General features: G+C 74.5%; 13 protein-coding genes and 2 pseudogenes. 2 read left to right on the forward strand and 13 right to left on the reverse strand.

The features are described 5' to 3' along the window. Nucleotides 1-6: 6 nt before the first annotated feature. From O7606_RS13235 to O7606_RS13270, 8 genes and pseudogenes are all read right to left on the reverse strand, one after another. Nucleotides 7-2,214: an EAL domain-containing protein gene (locus O7606_RS13235; protein WP_281594326.1), complete on the reverse strand. Its 2,208-nt coding sequence runs from the start codon at nucleotides 2,212-2,214 to the stop codon at nucleotides 7-9. A gap of 279 nt (nucleotides 2,215-2,493) precedes the next feature. Continuing rightward, a pseudogene (locus O7606_RS13240) lies at nucleotides 2,494-4,013 on the reverse strand (hypothetical protein). Nucleotides 4,014-4,213: 200 nt separating this feature from the next. Further along, a pseudogene (locus O7606_RS13245) lies at nucleotides 4,214-5,293 on the reverse strand (hypothetical protein); the annotation flags it as partial. Nucleotides 5,294-5,596: 303 nt separating this feature from the next. Beyond that, complete coding sequence (locus O7606_RS13250; protein ID WP_281594327.1) at nucleotides 5,597-5,830, reverse strand: zinc-ribbon domain-containing protein; 234 nt, start codon at nucleotides 5,828-5,830, stop codon at nucleotides 5,597-5,599. Between the two features lie 79 nt (nucleotides 5,831-5,909). After that, nucleotides 5,910-6,737 (reverse strand): SRPBCC domain-containing protein, encoded by an 828-nt coding sequence (locus O7606_RS13255; protein WP_281594328.1) that lies wholly within the window; start codon nucleotides 6,735-6,737, stop codon nucleotides 5,910-5,912. Next, nucleotides 6,730-7,290 carry a helix-turn-helix domain-containing protein gene (locus O7606_RS13260; protein ID WP_281594329.1) on the reverse strand — a complete coding sequence of 187 codons (561 nt, stop codon included), beginning with the start codon at nucleotides 7,288-7,290 and terminating at the stop codon, nucleotides 6,730-6,732. The genes O7606_RS13255 and O7606_RS13260 overlap by 8 nt, the downstream gene beginning before the upstream one ends. Nucleotides 7,291-7,406: 116 nt before the next feature. Further along, nucleotides 7,407-8,750 (reverse strand): class I SAM-dependent methyltransferase, encoded by a 1,344-nt coding sequence (locus O7606_RS13265; protein WP_281594330.1) that lies wholly within the window; start codon nucleotides 8,748-8,750, stop codon nucleotides 7,407-7,409. After that, nucleotides 8,747-10,198, reverse strand: a complete 1,452-nt coding sequence (locus O7606_RS13270) for an FAD-binding oxidoreductase (protein ID WP_281599650.1) — start codon at nucleotides 10,196-10,198, stop codon at nucleotides 8,747-8,749. Before O7606_RS13270 ends, O7606_RS13265 begins: the two co-directional genes overlap by 4 nt. 138 nt (nucleotides 10,199-10,336) lie before the next feature. On the opposite strand from O7606_RS13270, the gene O7606_RS13275 reads away from it, so the two are divergent. Continuing rightward, nucleotides 10,337-10,621: a DUF427 domain-containing protein gene (locus O7606_RS13275; protein ID WP_281594331.1), complete on the forward strand. Its 285-nt coding sequence runs from the start codon at nucleotides 10,337-10,339 to the stop codon at nucleotides 10,619-10,621. Between the two features lie 62 nt (nucleotides 10,622-10,683). Here the strand turns inward: O7606_RS13275 and O7606_RS13280 are convergent, their stop codons facing one another. Both O7606_RS13280 and O7606_RS13285 read right to left on the reverse strand, forming a co-directional pair. Next, nucleotides 10,684-12,642: a VWA domain-containing protein gene (locus tag O7606_RS13280; RefSeq protein ID WP_281594332.1), complete on the reverse strand. Its 1,959-nt coding sequence runs from the start codon at nucleotides 12,640-12,642 to the stop codon at nucleotides 10,684-10,686. A gap of 124 nt (nucleotides 12,643-12,766) precedes the next feature. Continuing rightward, complete coding sequence (locus O7606_RS13285) at nucleotides 12,767-14,296, reverse strand: sigma 54-interacting transcriptional regulator (protein ID WP_281594333.1); 1,530 nt, start codon at nucleotides 14,294-14,296, stop codon at nucleotides 12,767-12,769. Between the two features lie 99 nt (nucleotides 14,297-14,395). Between O7606_RS13285 and mgrA the strand changes: the two genes are divergently transcribed. After that, entirely contained in the window at nucleotides 14,396-15,394 is a 999-nt protein-coding gene (gene mgrA / locus O7606_RS13290) for an L-glyceraldehyde 3-phosphate reductase (RefSeq protein WP_281594334.1), read from the forward strand. 14 nt (nucleotides 15,395-15,408) lie between these two features. On the opposite strand, the gene O7606_RS13295 is transcribed toward mgrA, so the two are convergent. From O7606_RS13295 to O7606_RS13305, 3 genes are all read right to left on the reverse strand, one after another. Beyond that, nucleotides 15,409-16,401, reverse strand: a complete 993-nt coding sequence (locus O7606_RS13295; RefSeq protein WP_281594335.1) for a hypothetical protein — start codon at nucleotides 16,399-16,401, stop codon at nucleotides 15,409-15,411. Further along, entirely contained in the window at nucleotides 16,386-16,817 is a 432-nt protein-coding gene (locus tag O7606_RS13300) for a peptidase inhibitor family I36 protein (RefSeq protein WP_281594336.1), read from the reverse strand. Before O7606_RS13300 ends, O7606_RS13295 begins: the two co-directional genes overlap by 16 nt. A gap of 173 nt (nucleotides 16,818-16,990) precedes the next feature. Further along, nucleotides 16,991-18,604, reverse strand: coding sequence for a right-handed parallel beta-helix repeat-containing protein (locus O7606_RS13305; RefSeq protein ID WP_281594337.1), 1,614 nt, complete (start codon nucleotides 18,602-18,604; stop codon nucleotides 16,991-16,993). Nucleotides 18,605-18,618 lie beyond the last annotated feature (14 nt).

Here is an 18,618-nt window from a genome sequence, read left to right on the forward strand (position 1 = left end):
CCTCGGTCAGGAGCCGGTGAGGGACGAGCCCAGGTCGGCGAGGCTGCCCGGCCTGCCGTAGAGGTAGCCCTGGCCATGCGCGCAGCCGATCGCGGCCACCGCGTCGTGCTGCCGGTCGGTCTCCACGCCTTCGGCCACCACCCGCAGGTCGAAGGCGTCGGCGAGGGTGCTGACCATGTTCACCGTGGCGTACGCGCGGGCGTCCTCGCCGAGCCGGGCCACGAACGACCTGTCGATCTTCAGCTCGGTGGCCGGGATGCGGTGCAGGTAGCTCAGCGACGAGTAGCCGGTGCCGAAGTCGTCGATGGCGATGCGGATGCCCAGCTCCCGGAGCTGGCGGAGCCGGTCCAGCACCGCCTCGCTCCCCTCGATCAGGGCGGACTCGGTCAGCTCCAGGGTCAACGCGCGCGGAGCCAGACCGGCCGCCGCGGTCGCGCCGGTGACCGTGGCGATCAGGTCGGGCCGGCGCAGGTGCGCGGCGGCGATGTTCACCGCGATGGTCGCCTCCGGCGCGCCGCGTCGCCAGATGGCGGCGGCCCGGCACGCCTCGTGGATCACCCAGCGGTCGATCGGCAGGATCAGGCCGGTCTCCTCGGCCAGTGGCAGGAACCGGCCCGGCGACAGCGTGCCCAGCCGGGGGTGCCGCCAGCGCACCAGCGCCTCCGCGCTGCTCACCTGACCGGTCTCCAGGTCGATGATCGGCTGGAACTGCAACTCCAACTGCCGCTCGTCGACCGCCCGGCGCAGGTCGGCGATCAGCTCGGCCCGGCTCACCGCCGACTCGCGCAGCTCCGGCGTGCAGGTCCGGTACGCGGACTTGCCGGCCGCCTTGGCCGCGTACATCGCGATGTCGGCGTCGCGCAGCAGGTCGCTGTGGGTGGCGTGCTGGGGGCCGTACTCGGCGATGCCGATGCTGGCGGACGGGTGGGTGCCGACGTCCTCCTCGTCGTCGGCGGGTCTGAGCGCGGTCAGCAACCGCTCGGCGAGCCGTTCCGGCGGCACCGGACGGTCGCCGTCGACCAGGACGGCGAACTCGTCGCCGCCGAGCCGGGCCACCGTGCCGTCCCCGTCGACCGCCTCGCACATCTTGTCGGCGATGCTGACCAGCAGGGCGTCCCCGGTGGCGTGCCCGAACCGGTCGTTGACCTGCTTGAACCCGTCCAGGTCGAGCAGCAGCACCGCGACCGGCTCCTCCTGGCGGATGGCCCGGCGCAGCCGGCGGGTGAACATCAGCCGGTTCGGCAGCCCGGTGAGCTGGTCGGCGTAGGCGAGCTGACGCAGCCGGGCGACCAGGCGGAGGTTCTCGTTGGCGGCCAGCCCCTGCCGCAGCGCCAGTACCGCCAGCAGCGCCAACACGCAGAGCATGATCAGCGTCGGGGTCTGCCCGGTGGGTTGGCGGGCCAGCAGCACCGCCACGATCGCGCCACCGACCGGCAGGTACGGCAGCGCCACCCGCCACCATGGCGGCACCGGCGGGACGACCGTCTCGTCCAGGTCGGCGACCTCGGGCGGCGGGTAGCGGGTGGCGAGCCCGACCAGCAGGCAGGTCAGCGGCCAGCCCAGGTCGACCGGGTGCCCGGCGACGTAGCTGTCGTGGGCGAGCAGCCAGACGTAACCGACGTCGGCGGCGGCCCGGACGGTGAGGCTGGCCCCGAGCACGGTCATCGGCCGCCAGCGCGGGCGGGCCGGCCCGGCCACCGCGACCAGGATGGTGAGCTGCACCAGGTCCAGCATCGGATAGACCAGGGCGAGGGTGTGCTCCGGCTCGGTGAGCTGGTCGGCGGCGACGTCCTGGAAGACCGCCACCCAGCCGATCGGCACCAGCGACAGCCCGACGATCACCCCGTCGAGCACCGTGCGGCCCCGGCCGACGGTGCTGTGCGGCGCGGTGGGGCTGAGCAGGAACGCGGTGGTGCCGAGGACGATGCCGGTGATGAAGACCAGACCGACCAGGCGGGTGTGCGGCACGTCGCCGCTGCTGGCCCGGTGCATCGCCCAGAGCGCCCGGGAGACCGCGGACAGCGCCATGGTGGCGGAGAGCAGGCTCCAGAACGGACGCAACGCGGACGGGTGCCGGCGGGCCACGACCGCGCAGGCCACGGCCGCCCAGGCGGCCACGACGATCGCGCCCAGGTCGGCGACGAGGGCCGAGGCGGGCAGCCGGGCGGCGAGCCAGACCGCCTCGACGCCGATCACGGCAAGGACGACGAGCACGCCGACGCGCCCGGGGTGGGATCGGCCGGTCGAAACGACGGCGTCCCGGTTCACCTCCTGCGGCGGCACGGCGATCGCTCCGACTCTCTCTCCTGAGTCCACGCTGGACGGCACGTACCGGTCACGGGTGGCGAACGTGCAAAGCCTAACCAGGCTCCGCGTCCACCGCTACCACTGAGCTGATTCCCTGCTCAGTGGTAGCGGCACGGAGCTGCCTGGTCACCCTTTCCCGAAACAAACCTGTCATGTCGGCCGAACCCGGATCCCCCGGTCGGGGTGTCACGTCCACGCCTCGGCGGCGTCCCCCGTGGACCCGTCGGCGTCGCCGGTGACCCCGTCGGCGGTGGGCGGCGGGCCACCGTGCGTCCACGGGGTCTCCTCCACCGGCGGGAACGCCCCGGCCGGCAGGTACGCCTCCGACAGGGTGGTCCAGCACAGCCGCTCCCCCACCTCCGGCACGCTGCCCGGCGGCGGGGTCAACCCCCGGCCCATCCCGCCGGAGAGCTCCAGCACCACCTCGGTCCGCGCGCCGGCCACCGGGGTCACGAAGACCACCTTCGCCTTCTGGGTGGGCCGGGCCGGCGAGTACACGGTCGCGCCGACCGGCGGCGTCGGCTCGTCGGTGACCACCTGGATCCGGGGACGCAACACCGGCCGTTTCCCGGTGTCGTCCACCCGGGTCGGATCGGCCAGGGTCACGTCCGCCACGAACGCCTCGCCGGTCAGCCGGTGCTCCGCCATCACCAGCGGATCGTCGTAGGCGCGCTGGACGGCGTACGAGGTGAGCGCCCGTTCCAGCCGGTGCAGCTTCTGGGCGGCGGCCACCGCCCCGTCCCGGCGGGGCTGCGGCGCGCCACCGGCGTCGACGTGCTCGGCGAAAGCGGTGAAAGCGTCCCGGTCACCGGCCCAGCGCCCGGCCACCCGCGCCCCCGCCGGCAGACCACGCAGCAACGCCACCCCGCGCCACATCAGCTCCCAGGTCGGCGCGAGCTGGTCGCGCAGCAGACCGGTCAGCTCCGCGTACGCCGCGCGCCGGGCGACCGGGTCGTCACCGGCCGCGGCGTGCGCCTCGATCGCCGGGAACAGGCGGGCGTTGTCGAACTCCGGGTCGGTGGCCGGACCGGCCGGCGGACAACGCGCCGGGTCCTCGGCCAGCAGGGCGGCCTGCGCGCCGGTCAGCCCGACGGCGGGTCGATCCAGCCGAGCAGGGCCGGCAGGTGCAGGTCCTCCACGACGCTCTGGCCGGTCGCCCAGTGCAGGCTGAGCGCCTCGGTCAGGGCCAGCAGCGCCGACGACCCGGGGTGCTCGGCCCGGTCGGCGAAGAAGGTCAGCCAACGACCGAGCACCGGCACCGACGGGTGCACCGGATACTCGCCGTCGGCGCGGCGGAACCGGGTCGACCGGCCGAACAACCGCAGGAACGTCACCCCCGCCGGGTTCGGCACCAGCACCTGCGGCGCGTCCACGTACCGTTGCCGTACGTCCCGGCCCCGGTCCACCGGCACCGACTCGGTCACCTGGCGGTGCGCGTCGATCCAGGGCAGCACGATCCCGGCCAGCTCGGCGGCGAAGGCGAACCGCTGGTCCCGGTTGCGCGGCTGCGGCACCACCAGCAGCGTCGGCGTCTCCTCGGCGACCCCGACCAGCGCCGCGAGCGGGGCGTTGGCCTCGCCGGCCAGCGCCAACGGCACCAGCACCAGCGGCCGATCGGTCAGGTGCACGTGCCGCACCGTGGCGACCGGCGCGGCACGTCCGTCGGCGAACGCGCGGGCCCGGGCGAGGGCGCGCAGCGTACTCATGCCGGCAGGCCGACCCGGCCGCTCCCGGCGGCCCCCGACGCCGCCGCCCCGCCGGCAGCCGTCACCCTGCCGGCCGACCCTGCCCCGCCGGCCGATGCCAGCTCGCCGGCAGACGCGGCCCTGCCGGCCGGGACGGCGGTGGGCGCTCCGGCGCCGGTCGGGGCCGAGGGGGACGCTCCGGCGCCGGTCGGGGCCGGGGTGAGCGTCTCGGCGCGCAGGCGGGCGGCGGCGCGCAGCAGCGCGGCGGCCTCCGCCTGCTCCGGGGCCGGCTCGCGCGCGCCGTCGGCCAGCGCCAGCACGTCGGCCACCGTCGCCACCCCGCCGAGCGCCTCCCGGACCGGGCGGCCCAGCGCGCCGGTCTGGCCACGTGCCTCGTTGCGGCAGAAGAAGGCCAGCTCGCAGGCGGCCAGACAGTCCGGGGCGTAGCGCGCCTCGACGGCGCTCAGCGCCGCGACCAGGGTCGCCGGATCGGCGGTCGGATCGGCGGTGAAGCCCTCGGGCAGACCGGCCACCAGATCGTCGACGCGGGCCATCCGGGCCAGTTGCCGGCGCAGCACCAGCAACTGCCGGCGGACGTCGACCAGACTCGCCACCGGCTGGTTGGCGAAGTCGCGCGGGCAGACCAGCACCACGTCCGCCGAGACCAGCTCCGGGTCGTGCCCGGCGGCGGCGAGCAGCTCACGCAACGCCAGCACGTAGACGGCCGACTGGATCGCGGCGGCGGCCACCTTGGCCGGGTCGGCCCGCCCGTCGATCACCGGGAACGACTTGATCTCGACGACGTGCCAGCGACCGGCGAGCCGGGCGGCCACCAGGTCCGGCTCCAGGCTCACCCGTTGCCCGGCCACCTCCAGACTGAGCAGCGGGTGGTCGAACAGGGCCGGCGGGTCGTCGCGGTCGGCGGCGGCGGCCAGCAGGTCCCGGGAGCGGTCGTGCCGGCCGGTCAGGTCGGCGGCGTTCAGGTCGGTCCAGGTGGCCGGCCGCTCCTGCGGGTCGACGCCGAGCCGCTCGGCGACCAGCCGCCACAGCGCGGCCCCGCCGTCCGCCTTGACCTGGGCCTCGAACGCGTTCCCCCGGCCGATCGCGAACCGGGACTGCCCGAAGCGGGCCGGAAAGCCGATCCGCTCGGCGAGTTTCGGCTTGTCCACCCCGGCGCTGTCCAGCACGGCCCGCCGGGCGCAGCCCGGGTTGCCGGTCAGCGCGGCGATCGTCCGGGCGTTGTGCCGGCGGGCCGGCCCGTCGCCCCGGATGGCGGCCAGTCGCTGCTCGGTGCTCGTCACGACAGGCCACGATAGGCGGTCCGGCCCTGACCTGCCCGCAGCGGCACCCCGACGCCGCTCCCGCCGGCGTCGCCCGGCCGGGCCGGCGGGGGTCCGCCCCGACCGGTCGGGGCGGGACGGGGCCGCCGGCGTCAGCGGCCGGTGGAGCGGTTCCAGGGCGCGCGTGGCAGGCGGGCTCCGGCACGGGGACGCGGACGGCGGCGCAGCCGACGGCCGGGGGCGCAGGGCTGCCGGGGCGTCGGGTGGGTGGGGGTCGGCTCGGTCGGGGCCCGGCCGATCAGCCAGCAGAGGAAGCGGGTCACCTCAACCCACCGGTAGGCGACGTGCCTGCTCCTTGGAGACGCCGTACTCGACGCCGCAGAACGAGCACTGCTGCACGTACCGGGTGCGGATCGGGATCAACGGCACGAAGAACAGACTGAGCCGGGTCGCCCGTCTGGTGATCACCTGGGCGGCGTGGTTGCCGCAGTTACGGCAGACCGCGCTGACCACGCCCGACCGGCTGACCGACGTACGGAGCCCGAAGATGAGGAACATCGCCCCGTACTACCCACCTGCGCCCGTTGTCGAACAGCCGCCCGGGCGTCCCTGTCCCCGCGTTCCGGCGGACGGGATCTCAGCGCCAGATGGGACGCCAGTCGGGGAGCTCGTGGAAGCGGCGCAGCTCGCCGAGGCCGGAGACGATGCCGCCCCAGGCCGCGTACGGCGGGCGCCGCTCGTCGAAGCCGCTCTGCACGAGGGTGAGCCGGGTCCGGCCGGCCGACTCGGCCAGCTCCCAGGTGCTGACCCCGGCGGGCCCCCAGTCGACGGAGAGTTTCCGGTCCTGCTCCAGGTCGAGGATCTTCGCCGGGTCCGGGGCGTCCAGACCGCCCATGGCGTACCGGCCGCCGACCCGGGGCTCGATCCCGATCGGGAACCCGAACCAGGCGCTGGCCTGCTCCGAGTCGATGAGCGAGGTGAACACGGTGGCGGCCGGCGCGTCGATGGTCAGCTCGGCGCTCAGGTCGACGGAGGTGAAGTCGACCCTGGGCAGCGTGGGGCGTCCCTCCAGGTGCGCGGCGAGGTTGGTCACCGCCAGCGCCCACCAGGTCTGGAGCACGCCCCGGACGGCCCCGCTGATCACGTCGGCGAAGTCGAAGTGGGTCTGGGTGAGGGTGAGCAGGGTGGCGTCCGGCCCCTCCTCGTCGAGGGTGATCGTGGTGGTGGTCTCCGCGCCGTCGAGCAGCCAGGTGAACCGCAGGCCGTGGTCGTCGACGTGCAGCAGCCGCTGGTGCGGGGCGTCCCCCTCGGGGGTGCTCGGGCCCCAGAAACCGTACCGGTGGGGCAGCTCGACCTCGGCGTGCTCGGTCAGCCAGGCGCGCAGCTCGGCCGGGTCGGTCAGGGCGTGGTGGACGGCCTTGAGCGGGGCCGGCAGGCAGACCCGCAGCGTCATCGGCTCAGTCATCGTCGTTGTCTCCCTTGGGATAGCAGGCCACGGCGAGCTTGAAGGCGTCTCCCTCGGCGCCCCCGTAGCGGGTGAACAGGTCCTGGAGGGCCCCCTGCAGGTCGCGCAGGAACTCGGCCCGACGGTCGGGTGGCACCCGGATCTCGCCGGAGATGCCGATCGAGGGCAGCTCGGGCGCGCCGCGGTCGAGCGCGGCGACGTCGGCCTGGACCTCCTCCATCAGGTCCAGCAGGCGCCCCAGGCTCAGCTCGTCGCGGGCCCGGCGCAGGCCGAGCCGGCCGACCAGGCGGGGCGAGAGCCAGTACGACCGGGCGACGGCCTGGTAGATGCCCTCGTTGACCCCCCGCACCCGGCGTTCGGCGACCTGCTCGACCAGGCCGGCGCCGACGAGTTGCCTGACGTGGTAGTAGACCCGCTGCGGGGTCTGCTCCAGCCGGGCCGCGACCTCGGTGCAGGTGCGCGGCTCGGCGAGGTGCCGCAGGACCTCGACCCGCTGGGGTTTCAGCAGCGTCTCGGCCTGGGTGAGCTCTTCGAGGTACAGGACGTCTCTCATGGCAAAATCAGTTTTTACGTTCAAAGAGTTTTTGTCAACAGGCCGCGCGACGACCACCCGGGATGACGGGAGCGGGACGGCCACCCGGCCGTCCCGCTCCCGTCGACGCCTCCGGGTCAGGGGGTCCAGTCAGGCCGGTACGGGAAGTCGCCCACCCCGTCCGGGGTGAGCCGGGTGGCGAGCACCTGGTGCAACTGGATGCCGTTGCGCTCGAAGGCCAACCGGGAACCGGCCATGTACAGGCCCCACACCCGGGCGGTGCCCCCGCCGACCTCACCGACGCAGAAATCCCAGTTGGCGACCAGGTTGCGGCACCACGCGGCCAGGGTCAGCGCGTAGTGCCGGCGCAGGTTCTCCTCGTGCTGCACCTCGAACCCGGCGTCGTGGATCTCACCGATCAGCCGGCCCGGCCCGGCCAGCTCGCCGTCCGGGAAGACGTACCTGTCGATGAACGCCCCGGACCGGTGCGGGGCGCGGTTGTCCGCCCGGGTGATGCAGTGGTTGAGCAGCCGCCCGCCGGGGGCGAGCCGGTCCCGCAGCGCGCCGAAGTACGCCGGGTAGTGGCGCACCCCCACGTGCTCGGTCAGCCCGATCGAGGAGACCGCGTCGAACGGCCCGGACGGGGCGTCCCGGTAGTCCAGGTGCCGCACCTCGGCCAGCTCACCCAGGCCCTCCCGCTCAATGGCCGCCTGCGCCCACCGCGCCTGGGCCCTCGACAGGGTCACCCCCACCGCCCGGACGCCGTACTCGCGGGCGGCGTGCCGCACCATGCCGCCCCAACCGCAGCCGACGTCCAGCAGCCGCATCCCCGGCTTCAGCGCCAGCTTGCCGGCGACCAGGTCGTACTTGGTGGCCTGGGCCTGTTCCAGGGAGTCGTCCGGGCCCCGGTAGACCGCGCAGGTGTACGTCATGGACGGGCCCAGCACCCTCTCGTAGAAGGCGTTGGAGACGTCGTAGTGGTGTGAGATGGCGGTGCTGTCGCGCACCCGGGAGTGCCGCAGCCCGGCCATCAGCCGACGCCACCTCGGGACGGCCTCCTGCGGCGGGGGCGGCGGCGGACGCAACCGCTCCCAGCCCAACCCGCGGACCAGCTCCAGCGCCTCCGCCAACGGCGGCACCCGCAGCCGCAGCTCGTCCTTGAGCAGCGCCAACGCCTCGTACGGGTCACCCGGATGCACCCCGGCCAACGCCAGGTCACCGCTGACGTAGGCGCGCGCCATGCCCAGGTCACCAGGCGCGGTGAGCAGGTAGGACAGCCCTCGCGCGGTCCGGACCTCCAGGGTGATGCCGGAGTCGGCCGGGCCGGTGGCGCTGCCGTCGTACCCGGTGATCCGCACCGGTGGGCCCCCGTCGGTGACGGCACGGACCACCTCCGCCACCGACGGCGGTCGACGCCGGCCCCCGGCCGGCGGGCCGGCGGGAGCGACGCCGCCCCCGCGCTCACGGTCGATCAGGCTCATTGTCGCGCCACCGCCTTTTCGTACAGTCCGGTCAGCCGGTGCTCCGGGTCGTAGCGGGCCTTCACGGCGCGGTAGGCGTCCGCGCCGTACAGTCGATCGAACTCCGCGCGGTCGTAGTAGGCGTCGGAGTAGAGGGACTTGTGCCCGCCCGCGGCGGCCACCGCCCGCTCCACCGCCCGGTTCACGTCACCGTCGGACGCGCCGTCGACGATCGGCGCCGTGCCCCAGAACCCGACGTTGACGTAGGTCTCGCCGGGACGCATCGGGTAGAGCGGCCAGACCCGGGCCGAGCCGGGGCCGGACGGCTCCCGCAGCCGCAGCGGGCAGAGCCAGACCGGCGACATCCGCACCTCGCGGGCGAACCAGCGCAGGAACCCGGCCGTGTCGCCCAGCGGGATCTCGACGTCCTGCACGACCCGCTCCCGGGGCGGTCGGCCGCGCCAACGGTCCACCCGGGCGGCCACGCCGTACCGGTGCTCCAGCCGGACCAGGCGGTGATAGACGTCGCTGCGCCGCCAGCGCGCCGGCCAGAGCCGGCGGACCAGCGGATGCTGCGCGCCGAACGCCCGGGAGCACCAGAACCAGTCGGTGTCCCAACGCCACAGGTAGTCGTGGCCGGTCAGCAGGTCACGCTCCCGGCGGGGCAGGGAACGGTAGTAGATGCCCTGGCCGGTGTAGTCGCTGGGCCCGCCCCGGCCGCCGGCCGGTCGGCCGTCGTCGGGGGCGTCGGCCGGGTCGTCGGTGAAGGCGGCGAGGACCAGGTACGACTCGTCCGGGCTGAACATCACGCCGTCCATCGCGTCCACCGGCCGCCCCGCCCAGGCGCCGGTGGCGACCACCTGCCCGATCGCGGCGACCAGCGCGTCCAGGTCGGCGAAGCGGACGTTGCGCAGGGCGACGTGACGACCCACCGGTTGCAGCTCGATGCGCAGCCGGGTGGCGTAACCGAGGCTGCCCAGCGAGTTCGGGAACGCCGCGAACAGGTCGGCGTGCTCGCCCTCCGGGCGGACCGTCAACAGCTCGCCCGCGCCGGTGAGGACGTCCATCTCGACCACCGACTCGTGCGGCAGGCCGTTGCGGAACGACGTGGACTCGATGCCCAGGCCGGTCACCGCGCCGCCCAGCGTGATGGTGCGCAACTGCGGCACCACCAGCGGCATCAGCCCGTACGGCAGGGTCGCCGCGACCAGGTCCTCGTAGGAGCACATGCCCTGCGCCTCGGCGGTGCGGGTGACCGGGTCGACGCCGAGCACCCCGGTCAGGCCGCTGACGTCCAGCCCCGGCGAGGTGACCGGGGCCCGGGGACGGAACAGGTTGGAGGTGCGCTTGGCCAGCCGGACCGGCTCCCCCCGGGGCACCGCCGCGTACGACCGGCGGAGCAGCCCGACCGCCCGGTCGTGGCGGTCGCCCGCCGGTTCGTGCGGTTCCCCCACCCGTTCCACACGCAGCGCACACACGCGATCACTTTACGCCGTCCACGCTGGCACGGAAGCCCCGACGCGGCCCGGTCTCCCGTCGACGGAACGCCCGACGGTCCGGCCGGCGGCAGGCGGCTGCCCCGGCCGACCCGGGCTAGCCTGGACGTCATGCCGAGAGCACTCTGGAACGACCTGGTCATCGCCGAGAGCGACGACACGGTGGTGGTCGAGGGCAACCACTACTTCCCGCGCTCCGCGCTCCGCCAGGACGTGCTGCGCGAGTCGTCCACGCACACCTTCTGCCCGTGGAAGGGCACCGCCTCGTACCACACCCTGGAACACGACGGCCGGACCAGCGCGGACGCGGTCTGGTACTACCCGGACCCGTCGCCGGAGGCCGAGCTGGTCCGCGACCGGGTCGCCTTCTGGAAGGACGTCCGGGTCGAGGAGTGACCGCCGGCCCGCCGGGCACGGCCGGACCGGCGACGGTCAGGCGGCCCGGCGGCCGACTCCGGTCAGGCGGCCCGGCGGCCCTGCCGGGCGCGCAGGTAGTCGGAGACGACGTACTCGCCGAGGTCGTCGGCGTCCGGGGTGAACACCCGCCCCCGGGACCGGCGGGCCACGCCGCCCATGAAGCTGCGCAACCCCTCGTCCTCGCCCAGCATGAAGATGTTCAGCGTCGCCCCGTACCGGGTGAGCCGGTCCACCTCCCGCACGGTCACCTCGACCGTCTCCGGCAGCGGCGGCCAGTGGAACACCGGCCGGCCGCTGTCCGGGTCCAGGTGCGCGGTCGGCTCGCCGTCGGTCACCACCAGCACGATCGGCTCCGCCCCCGGATGGCGGCGCAGATGCCGCCCGGCCAGCTTCAGCGCGTGCTGGAGGTTGGTGCCCTGGACCAGGTCCGGCTCGACCGCGGCCAGCTCCTGCTGGGTCAGCGGCGACGCCGCCGCGGCGAAGCCGACGATCTGCAACGCGTCCTGCGGGAACCGGGTCGCCATCAGGTGGGACAGGGCGAGCGCGGTCTGCTTCATCGCGCCCCACCTGCCGTCGGCGAACATCGAGAAGGACAGGTCGACGCAGAGCGCCACCGCGGCCGACGCCCGCCCCTCGGTCTCGGTCACCTCGAAGTCGTCGGCGGTGAGCCGCACCGGCACGGTCGGCCCGGCCCGACGGACCGCCCGGGTCAGCGTCCGGACCACGTCCAGGGGCTGCTCGTCGCCGTACCGCCAGGGGCGCGACGCCCCGCTCACCTCGCCGGCCGCGCCGGCCGCGCGCAGCTCGTGCTGGCCGCGCGGACCGGCGGTCAGGTCGGCGAACACCTGCCGCAACGCGGTGCCGGCGAGCCGGCGCAACGCCTTCGGGCTCAACGTCAGGCCGTCCGCGTCCCGGGTCACCCAGCCCTGCCGGCGCAGCTCCCGCTCCAGCTCCCGCAGCCGGCGCACGTCGTCGGCGGCGTCCCGGCCCAGGGCGCGGGCCACCGTCTCCACGTCGACGTCGTCCAACGTCGCGCCCGGGTGCTCCTGGCCGAGCTGGTCGAGCAGGTCGTCCAGCTCCGCGATCTCACCCAGGGCGGCGGTCGCCTCGCCGTACCCCAACGGCTGGTCACCGCGTACCCGGTCACCGCGCCCCCAGTTCAGGTCGGGACGCAACGCGCGCAGGTTGGCGTCCAGCGCGGCCAGCTCGCCGGTCAGCCGGTCGCCGAGCGACTGCCGCATCAGCCCGGCCAGCTCCTCCCGCTGCCGGTCGGACAGCGACCGCATCAGCCGTTCCCCCGCCGCCGACCGGCGGGCCAGCACGTCGACCAGCTCGTCGACGTCGCGCGGCTGCTCCGGGAAGAACTCGCCGTGCCGGCGCATGAAGTCGGCGAACGCGTCGGTGGTGTCCTCCGCGCGGGCGTGCCGGGCCAGCAGGTCGTTGAGGTCCCGCATCATCTCGCCGAGCTGCCGCTGCGCCTGCGGATCGCCGACCGCCCGCGCCGCGTCCCGCAGCCCGGCGAACCGCTGCTCCAGCACGTCGCCGCGGAGCCCGTCGAGGATCCGCCGGTACGTCTGCCGCGCCTCGTCGCTGACCCAGTCGTACCCGGTCAGCTCCTGCACCGCCCGCGCCGTCGACCGGGGCAGGTCGTCCAGCACCGCCTCGGCGAACCGGGCGTCGTCGCCGTCGCGGCCACGCAACTCGTCCCGCTCGGCGGCGAGCGCCTGGTCGAGCAGCGCCCGGGCCCGGGTCACCGCGCCGTCCAGGTCACCCCGGCGCAGCGCGTCCCGCCGCAACCGGCGGGCCCGGGCCGCCAGGTCGTCCAGGCCGCGCCGCCCCTGCGGGCCCTGCCGCAGCAGCCGGCGCAACGCGTCGCGCAGGCTTCCGCCCGCCAGCACCTCCGCGCCGACCTGGTCGACGGCGGAGCGCACGTCGTAGGGGGGCGTCAGCGGATCGGGGCCGCCCCGCCACTGCCCGTACCGGAACCGGTTGCCGGTCATGCTCCCACCCGCCTTCCTCGCGGTGGCCCGGCCGCCCGGCCGGGCCGTTCCTCGCTGCCCGCCGCGTCGGCCGCCGGCGGGTCGACCGGCCGCGCCGGCCACCGGCCGCGCCGACCGGGCCGGCTCAGCCCCTGCCGCCGTAGCGGGCGCGGCCGTCCTCGGTGACGTCCTTGCCGAGCCGGCGGCCCAGGTGCAGGCCCTCCAGCACGAACTCGACGCCGGCGGCGGCCTCGTCCGCGGTGGGCGCGTCGCCCATGCCCAGCCGGTCCAGCGCCTTCGCCAGGCCGGGCACCGTGCCCACCTGGCCCAGCAGGTCGGCGGAGCTGACCAACTCGCCGGTCTCGACCGTGCCGCCCTCGGCGACCAGCGTGGTGAAACCGGACAGGTCGAGCCCGCCCAGCCGGGCCCGGAACGCCTCGGCGGTGGCCAGCCGCAGCAGGTGACCGAGGATCTCGCTCTCCTGACCCTCCTGACCGCTCTCGAACTCCACCTTGCCGCGCAGGGTGCTCACCACCGACGCCGCGTCCCCCACCCGCGCCACCGCCGCCCCGGCGGCCCGAGCCCCCGCCTCCGTCCCGACGTCGGTCCGCACGTCGGTCCCGGCCTCGGTCCCGGCGTCGGTCCCGGCCTCGGTCCCGGCGTCGGTTCGCGCGGCGGCGAGCAGACTCGTGCGGCGCAGCGCCGCCGCGGCCACCGTCTCGGCGGCGGCCACCGCGAACCGCGCGGAGACCCCGGAACGCTGGTCGACCTCCGGCGACGCGCGCACCAGCCGGGCGAACCGCGCCAACACCTCCAGCACGTGCTCCGGCACCTCGGCGACCAGGTCCGCCTCCTGCCGGATCAGCGCCAGCTCCAGGTCGAGATCACGCGGATAGTGGGTACGGATCTCCGCGCCGAACCGGTCCTTCAACGGGGTGATGATCCGACCCCGGTTGGTGTAGTCCTCCGGGTTGGCGCTGGCCACCAGGAGCAGGTCCAGCGGCAGCCGCAACTGGTAGCCACGGACCTGGATGTCCCGCTCCTCCAGCACGTTGAGCAGCGCCACCTGGATCCGCTCGGCCAGGTCGGGCAGCTCGTTGACGGCGAAGATGCCCCGGTTGGTGCGCGGCACCAGCCCGAAGTGGATGGTCTCCGGGTCGCCGAGCGTCCGCCCCTCGGCGATCCGGATCGGGTCCACGTCCCCGATCAGGTCGCCGACGCTGGTGTCCGGGGTGGCCAGCTTCTCGCCGTACCGCATGGACCGGTGCAGCCAGCCCACCCGCAGGTCGTCGCCGGCCTCGGCCACCGCCGCCCGGGACGCCGGGGTGAGCGGGCGCATCGGGTGCTCGTTGAGCACCGAGCCCGGCAGCACCGGCGTCCACTCGTCGAGCAGGCCCGCCAGGGCCCGGATCAGCCGGGTCTTGCCCTGGCCGCGCTCGCCGAGCAGCACCATGTCGTGCCCGGCCAGCAGGGCCCGCTCCACCTCGGGCAGCACCGTCTGGTCGTACCCGACGATGCCGGGGAACCGGGGCCGACCGGTCCGCAGCCCGGCCAGGAGGTTGTCGCGGAGCTCCTGCTTGACCGTGCGGTAGTGGTGTCCGGCCGCGCGCAGCTCACCGAGCGTGCCGGGCAGTTCGGCCGGGGGGACTGGGAAAACCTGGGAAGGCGCAGTCACCCGACCAAAGCTATCGCACCCCGGGGCGGGATCCGCAGGACAATTCGTGCGGTCCCGGCCCCGGCGGCGGCCCGGCCGGCAGGAGGCTAGGGTCGCCACATGGCGTATGTGGCGGCAGAGGAACGGTACGAGTCGATCACGTATCGGCGCTGTGGGCGCAGTGGGCTGCTGCTGCCGCCGATCTCGCTCGGCCTGTGGCACAACTTCGGCCACGACCGGCCGTGGGAGCGGCAGCGGGACATCGTCCGGCGGGCCTTCGACCTCGGGGTCACCCACTTCGACCTGGCGAACAACTACGGACCCCCGCCCGGGTCGGCGGAGGAGAACTTCGGCCGGCTGCTCGCCGCCGACCTGGCGCCGTACCGGGACGAGCTGGTCGTCTCCACCAAGGCCGGCTACCGGATGTGGCCCGGCCCGTACGGCGAGTGGGGCTCCCGGAAGTACCTGATCTCCTCGCTGGACCGGTCGCTGCGCCGCCTCGGCCTGGACCACGTCGACGTCTTCTACGCGCACCGGTTCGACCCGGACACGCCGCTGGAGGAGACGATGGGCGCCCTCGACGCCGTCGTCCGCTCGGGCCGGGCCCGGTACGTCGGCGTCTCCAACTACGACTCGGCGCAGACCGCGCGCGCCGCCGAGCTCCTCCGTGACCTGGGTACGCCGTTGCTGGTCAACCAGCCGTCGTACTCGATGTTCAACAGGTGGACCGAGTCCGACGGCCTGCTGGACACGCTGGAGCGGGTCGGGGCCGGCTGTGTCGCGTTCAGCCCGCTGGCCCAGGGCCTGCTCACCGACCGTTACCTGGGCGGGGTGCCGGCGGACTCCCGGGTCCGCACCAGCGACTTCCTCTCCGAGAGCGCCCTGGACGACTCGACCATGTCGACCGTACGGGCGCTGCACCAGGTCGCCGAACGGCGCGGGGCGTCCCTGGCCCAGCTCGCGCTGACCTGGGCGCTGCGGGACCCCAGGATGACCAGCCTGATCATCGGGGCGAGCAGCGTGGGGCAACTGGAGGCGAACCTCGCGGCGGTGGCCCAGCCGGCGCTGTCCGCCGACGAGTTGGCCGAGATCGACCAGATCCTCGTGGACGGCCGGTAGGCCACCGCCCCGGGTCAACCCGGTCCGCCACCGCCGACGACGCCCCGGGCGCGGCGCGTCGCCGCGCTCCGCAGGTGGGCGGCGCGGTCGAGGTCCGCCCGCTGCCCGGCGGGCAGCGCCGTGGCGTGCCGGCGGCCCTCCCGGTCCACCGCGTCGGGCAGACCGGCGGCCAGCGCGCACTCCCCGTCGGCGACGGCTATCCGGATCTCGGCCTGCCTGGCGACGTGCACGTCGACTACCGACGCCCGTTTGCGGTGCGCGTCGGCACGGGCCTCCAACATCGATTCGTACGCGTACCCCCGGCCATTCATGCAATTCTTCCAGGACGTTTCCGTTACCCGCACGGCAGCGCTTTCGGCTATTTGTCGACGCAGGGTGTTGTGGATTTCCTGCGGCACGTAGAAAACGCGGGCCGCGTCGAGGATGTCGCCGTACAGTTCCGTCCTGCTCTCGGCGACGCAGCCGGTGACGCCGATCGTGAACTCGAGCCCACCGGCCAACCGCAGCACGGCCCGTCGTCCGGGGTCGCCGGTGAGCGCCCGGACGTAGTCGTCCCGCCGCGCGGGCGGCAGACCGGGCGGGTAGTCGCCGTCCGGCGCGGGTGGGGAGACGCCGAGACCGTAGCCCCACTGGCGACGGACCGCCAGGTTCGGCTGCCAGGGATCGTCGTCGCCCGCCGTGCCGCCGCCCTCGCCCGGAGTCGGCTGACCGAACCCCCGGGCGGCCATGCAGCGCCTGGTCAGCTCGCGCTCGGCCCGCTGGAGCAGCCGTTCGTCGTCCCAGTAGGGCCCGGCGCGCACGGCCAGGTCCAGCGCCGCGCCGCTGAGCGGCGTCGCCGCGCCCGGGGCCGAGGTGTCGCCGCGCGACCCCGGCGGCGGGCCGGCCGGGCCTGCCGGCCGCGCGTGAACGCAGCCGGCAAGCGCCGTGACCAGCAGGGCGGCCGCGACCCCGACGGCGACGTGTCGCCCGCTCGGTCGCATCCCCGGGTCGCCTACCCGCAGAACCACTTGTTGGAGCTGATGACGTTGTTCCAGTTGCCCCCGCTCGGCCGCTTCCAGTCGGCGAGGTTCGCCGCCCCGGTGTCCCGCTTGATGACCCAGGGGTCGCCCCCGTAGTTGGCGGCCGAGTGGACCACCGCGTCGCAGCTCAGCCCCTCGTTCCAGATGGACGAGGCGCAGTCGTTCCAGGTGCCGGACGGGCAGCCGGACCGCGGGAAGGCGGTCCAGTTCGTGTTCGCCCCGGAGAGCTTCCCCGGCGTGCCCGCGTAGTTGGTGCCGTCCCAGAAGCACAGGTAGCCGCTCTCCTGCGGACAGTCGGCGTGGGCGGCCTGGGCGGCCGGCGCGAGAGCGACGGCTCCGGCCCCGGCGGCCAGGACGACCCCGACCGCGGCCGCAGCCGTCCGACGCCACGATTTCGATGCCATGGACAACCTCCCCGTGAATGGTGAAGCGCGATTTCGCGCATTTCCAGGATTGCCGGCGGGGAGATCGAAGACAATTGGCGGGCCATGTCCGATCGAGGACAGGCTGCGTGCGCCGCCGACGCTTTCCGGGCCGGCGCAGGGGTCCGTCCGGCCGGGCCCCTGCGCCGGTTCGGTCACTGGTAGAGGGTGCCGGTGCCGACGTCCCGGATCGCGCCGGAGAGGTTGCCGGCGAAGTCGTTGCCCGGCCCGACCACCGTCGCCCGGCAGCCGCTGGCGACGATGTGCAGCCCGTACCGTTGGGTCCTGGCGCTCTGGTCGTCGGTGGCGATGTTGCCGGCGACGATGTTGTCCTGGCAGGGGATCCCGCTGGGCGTGGTGATCCGGATGCCGTCCCGGCCGGACGTGTCGTCGGAGCTGTTGGTGATGTGGTTGTTCATGATCTGGTTGGCCTCTCCCCCGTCGACGCTGACGCCGTCCTGACCGGCCTGGTCGATGCGGTTGCCGGTGAGCACGTTGCGGTCGGAGGTCTTGTTCGGCTGGTCGGCGCCGCTGGAGGAGCGGTTGACCTGGATGCCGTGCCCGCCGACGTGGCTGATCCGGCAGCCGGTGACCGTGGTCCGGCTCGCCGCCAGCAACTCGATCCCGTCGCTGGCCACACCGGTGACCACGCAGTCCCGCACGGTGTTGCCGGTGGAGCTCCACCCCTGGTTCTTGCCGTCGAAGACGATGCCGCGGCCCCGGGCGGCGTTCACCCGGACCCGTTCCACCAGCACGTCGACGCCGTCGTCGAAGTCCAGGGCGTCGCTGGTGGAGCGGGTCGGGCCGCCGGCCGAGACGGTCAGGTCCCGGATCGTCATCCGTACCGCCCCCTTGGTGTTGAACGGCTCGGTGTCGGCGCTGGCGCTGCTGGAGTTGCGGATGACCGTCAGGTCCATGCCGGCCCCGACGAACTCGACGTCCGCCACCTCCACGATCTTGAAGTAGTCGGTGCCGAGGTCGAACGTGCCCGCGCCGAACCGGATGGTGCCGCCGCCGCGGCCGTCCAGCTCGGTGACCGCGCTCTCCACCACCGTCTTCAACCGGCCGGTGTAGGTGTGGCCGGTGGTCTCGGAGACCGCCTGGTAGGTGCTCGACCCGATCTTGGTCACCAGGTACGGCGACGGGCTCGGCGGCGCCGGCACGATCAGCTCCGGCTTCTCCGTCCCCTCCCGGCTGGTGATCCGGACGCCGGTGTCGTTGCCGGTGGTCAGGGCGAAGGTGACCGGGCCGTTCCCGGTGACCAGCTCCGAGACGTCCACCGACACCCAGGTGCCCGCCTCGACCGGGCCGCTGCTGCCGACCACGGGCCCGACCGGCGGGGCGTTGTGGTACGTCAGCGTGGTCTCGCCCCACGGCTCGTCACCGACGTCGCGGACCTCCACGCCGGTGCTGCTGCCCGTCTCCACGTGGAAGCGGAGCACCCCGGTGGAGTCGGCGTCCGCCCCCCGGACGTCGAACCGCAGGTAGGCGACCACGACGGGCACCCCGTCCACTTTCAGGTAGGAGCCGGCGCCCTGGTTCCTCGTCGGATTCATGCTGTCCGCCCAGGCGTCGGCGACCGGGTTCAGCGCCGCCCGGGTGGCCGGGCCGCCCGCCCCGGCGGCCCGCGCCGTCAGGTGGTCGGACGTGGCCGCGTGGGCGGTCGTGGCGGTCGTCGGGGCGACGGCGAGCACGGCGTACGCCGCCACCGCCCCCAACCCCAGCGCCGCCGCCGGTCGGACGAGCCGACCGCGTGTCGTTCGGGTCATTTCTTCTCTCCCTC

It is taken from the genome of Micromonospora sp. WMMD882, from assembly GCF_027497255.1.
Taxonomy (GTDB): Bacteria; Actinomycetota; Actinomycetes; order Mycobacteriales; family Micromonosporaceae; genus Micromonospora.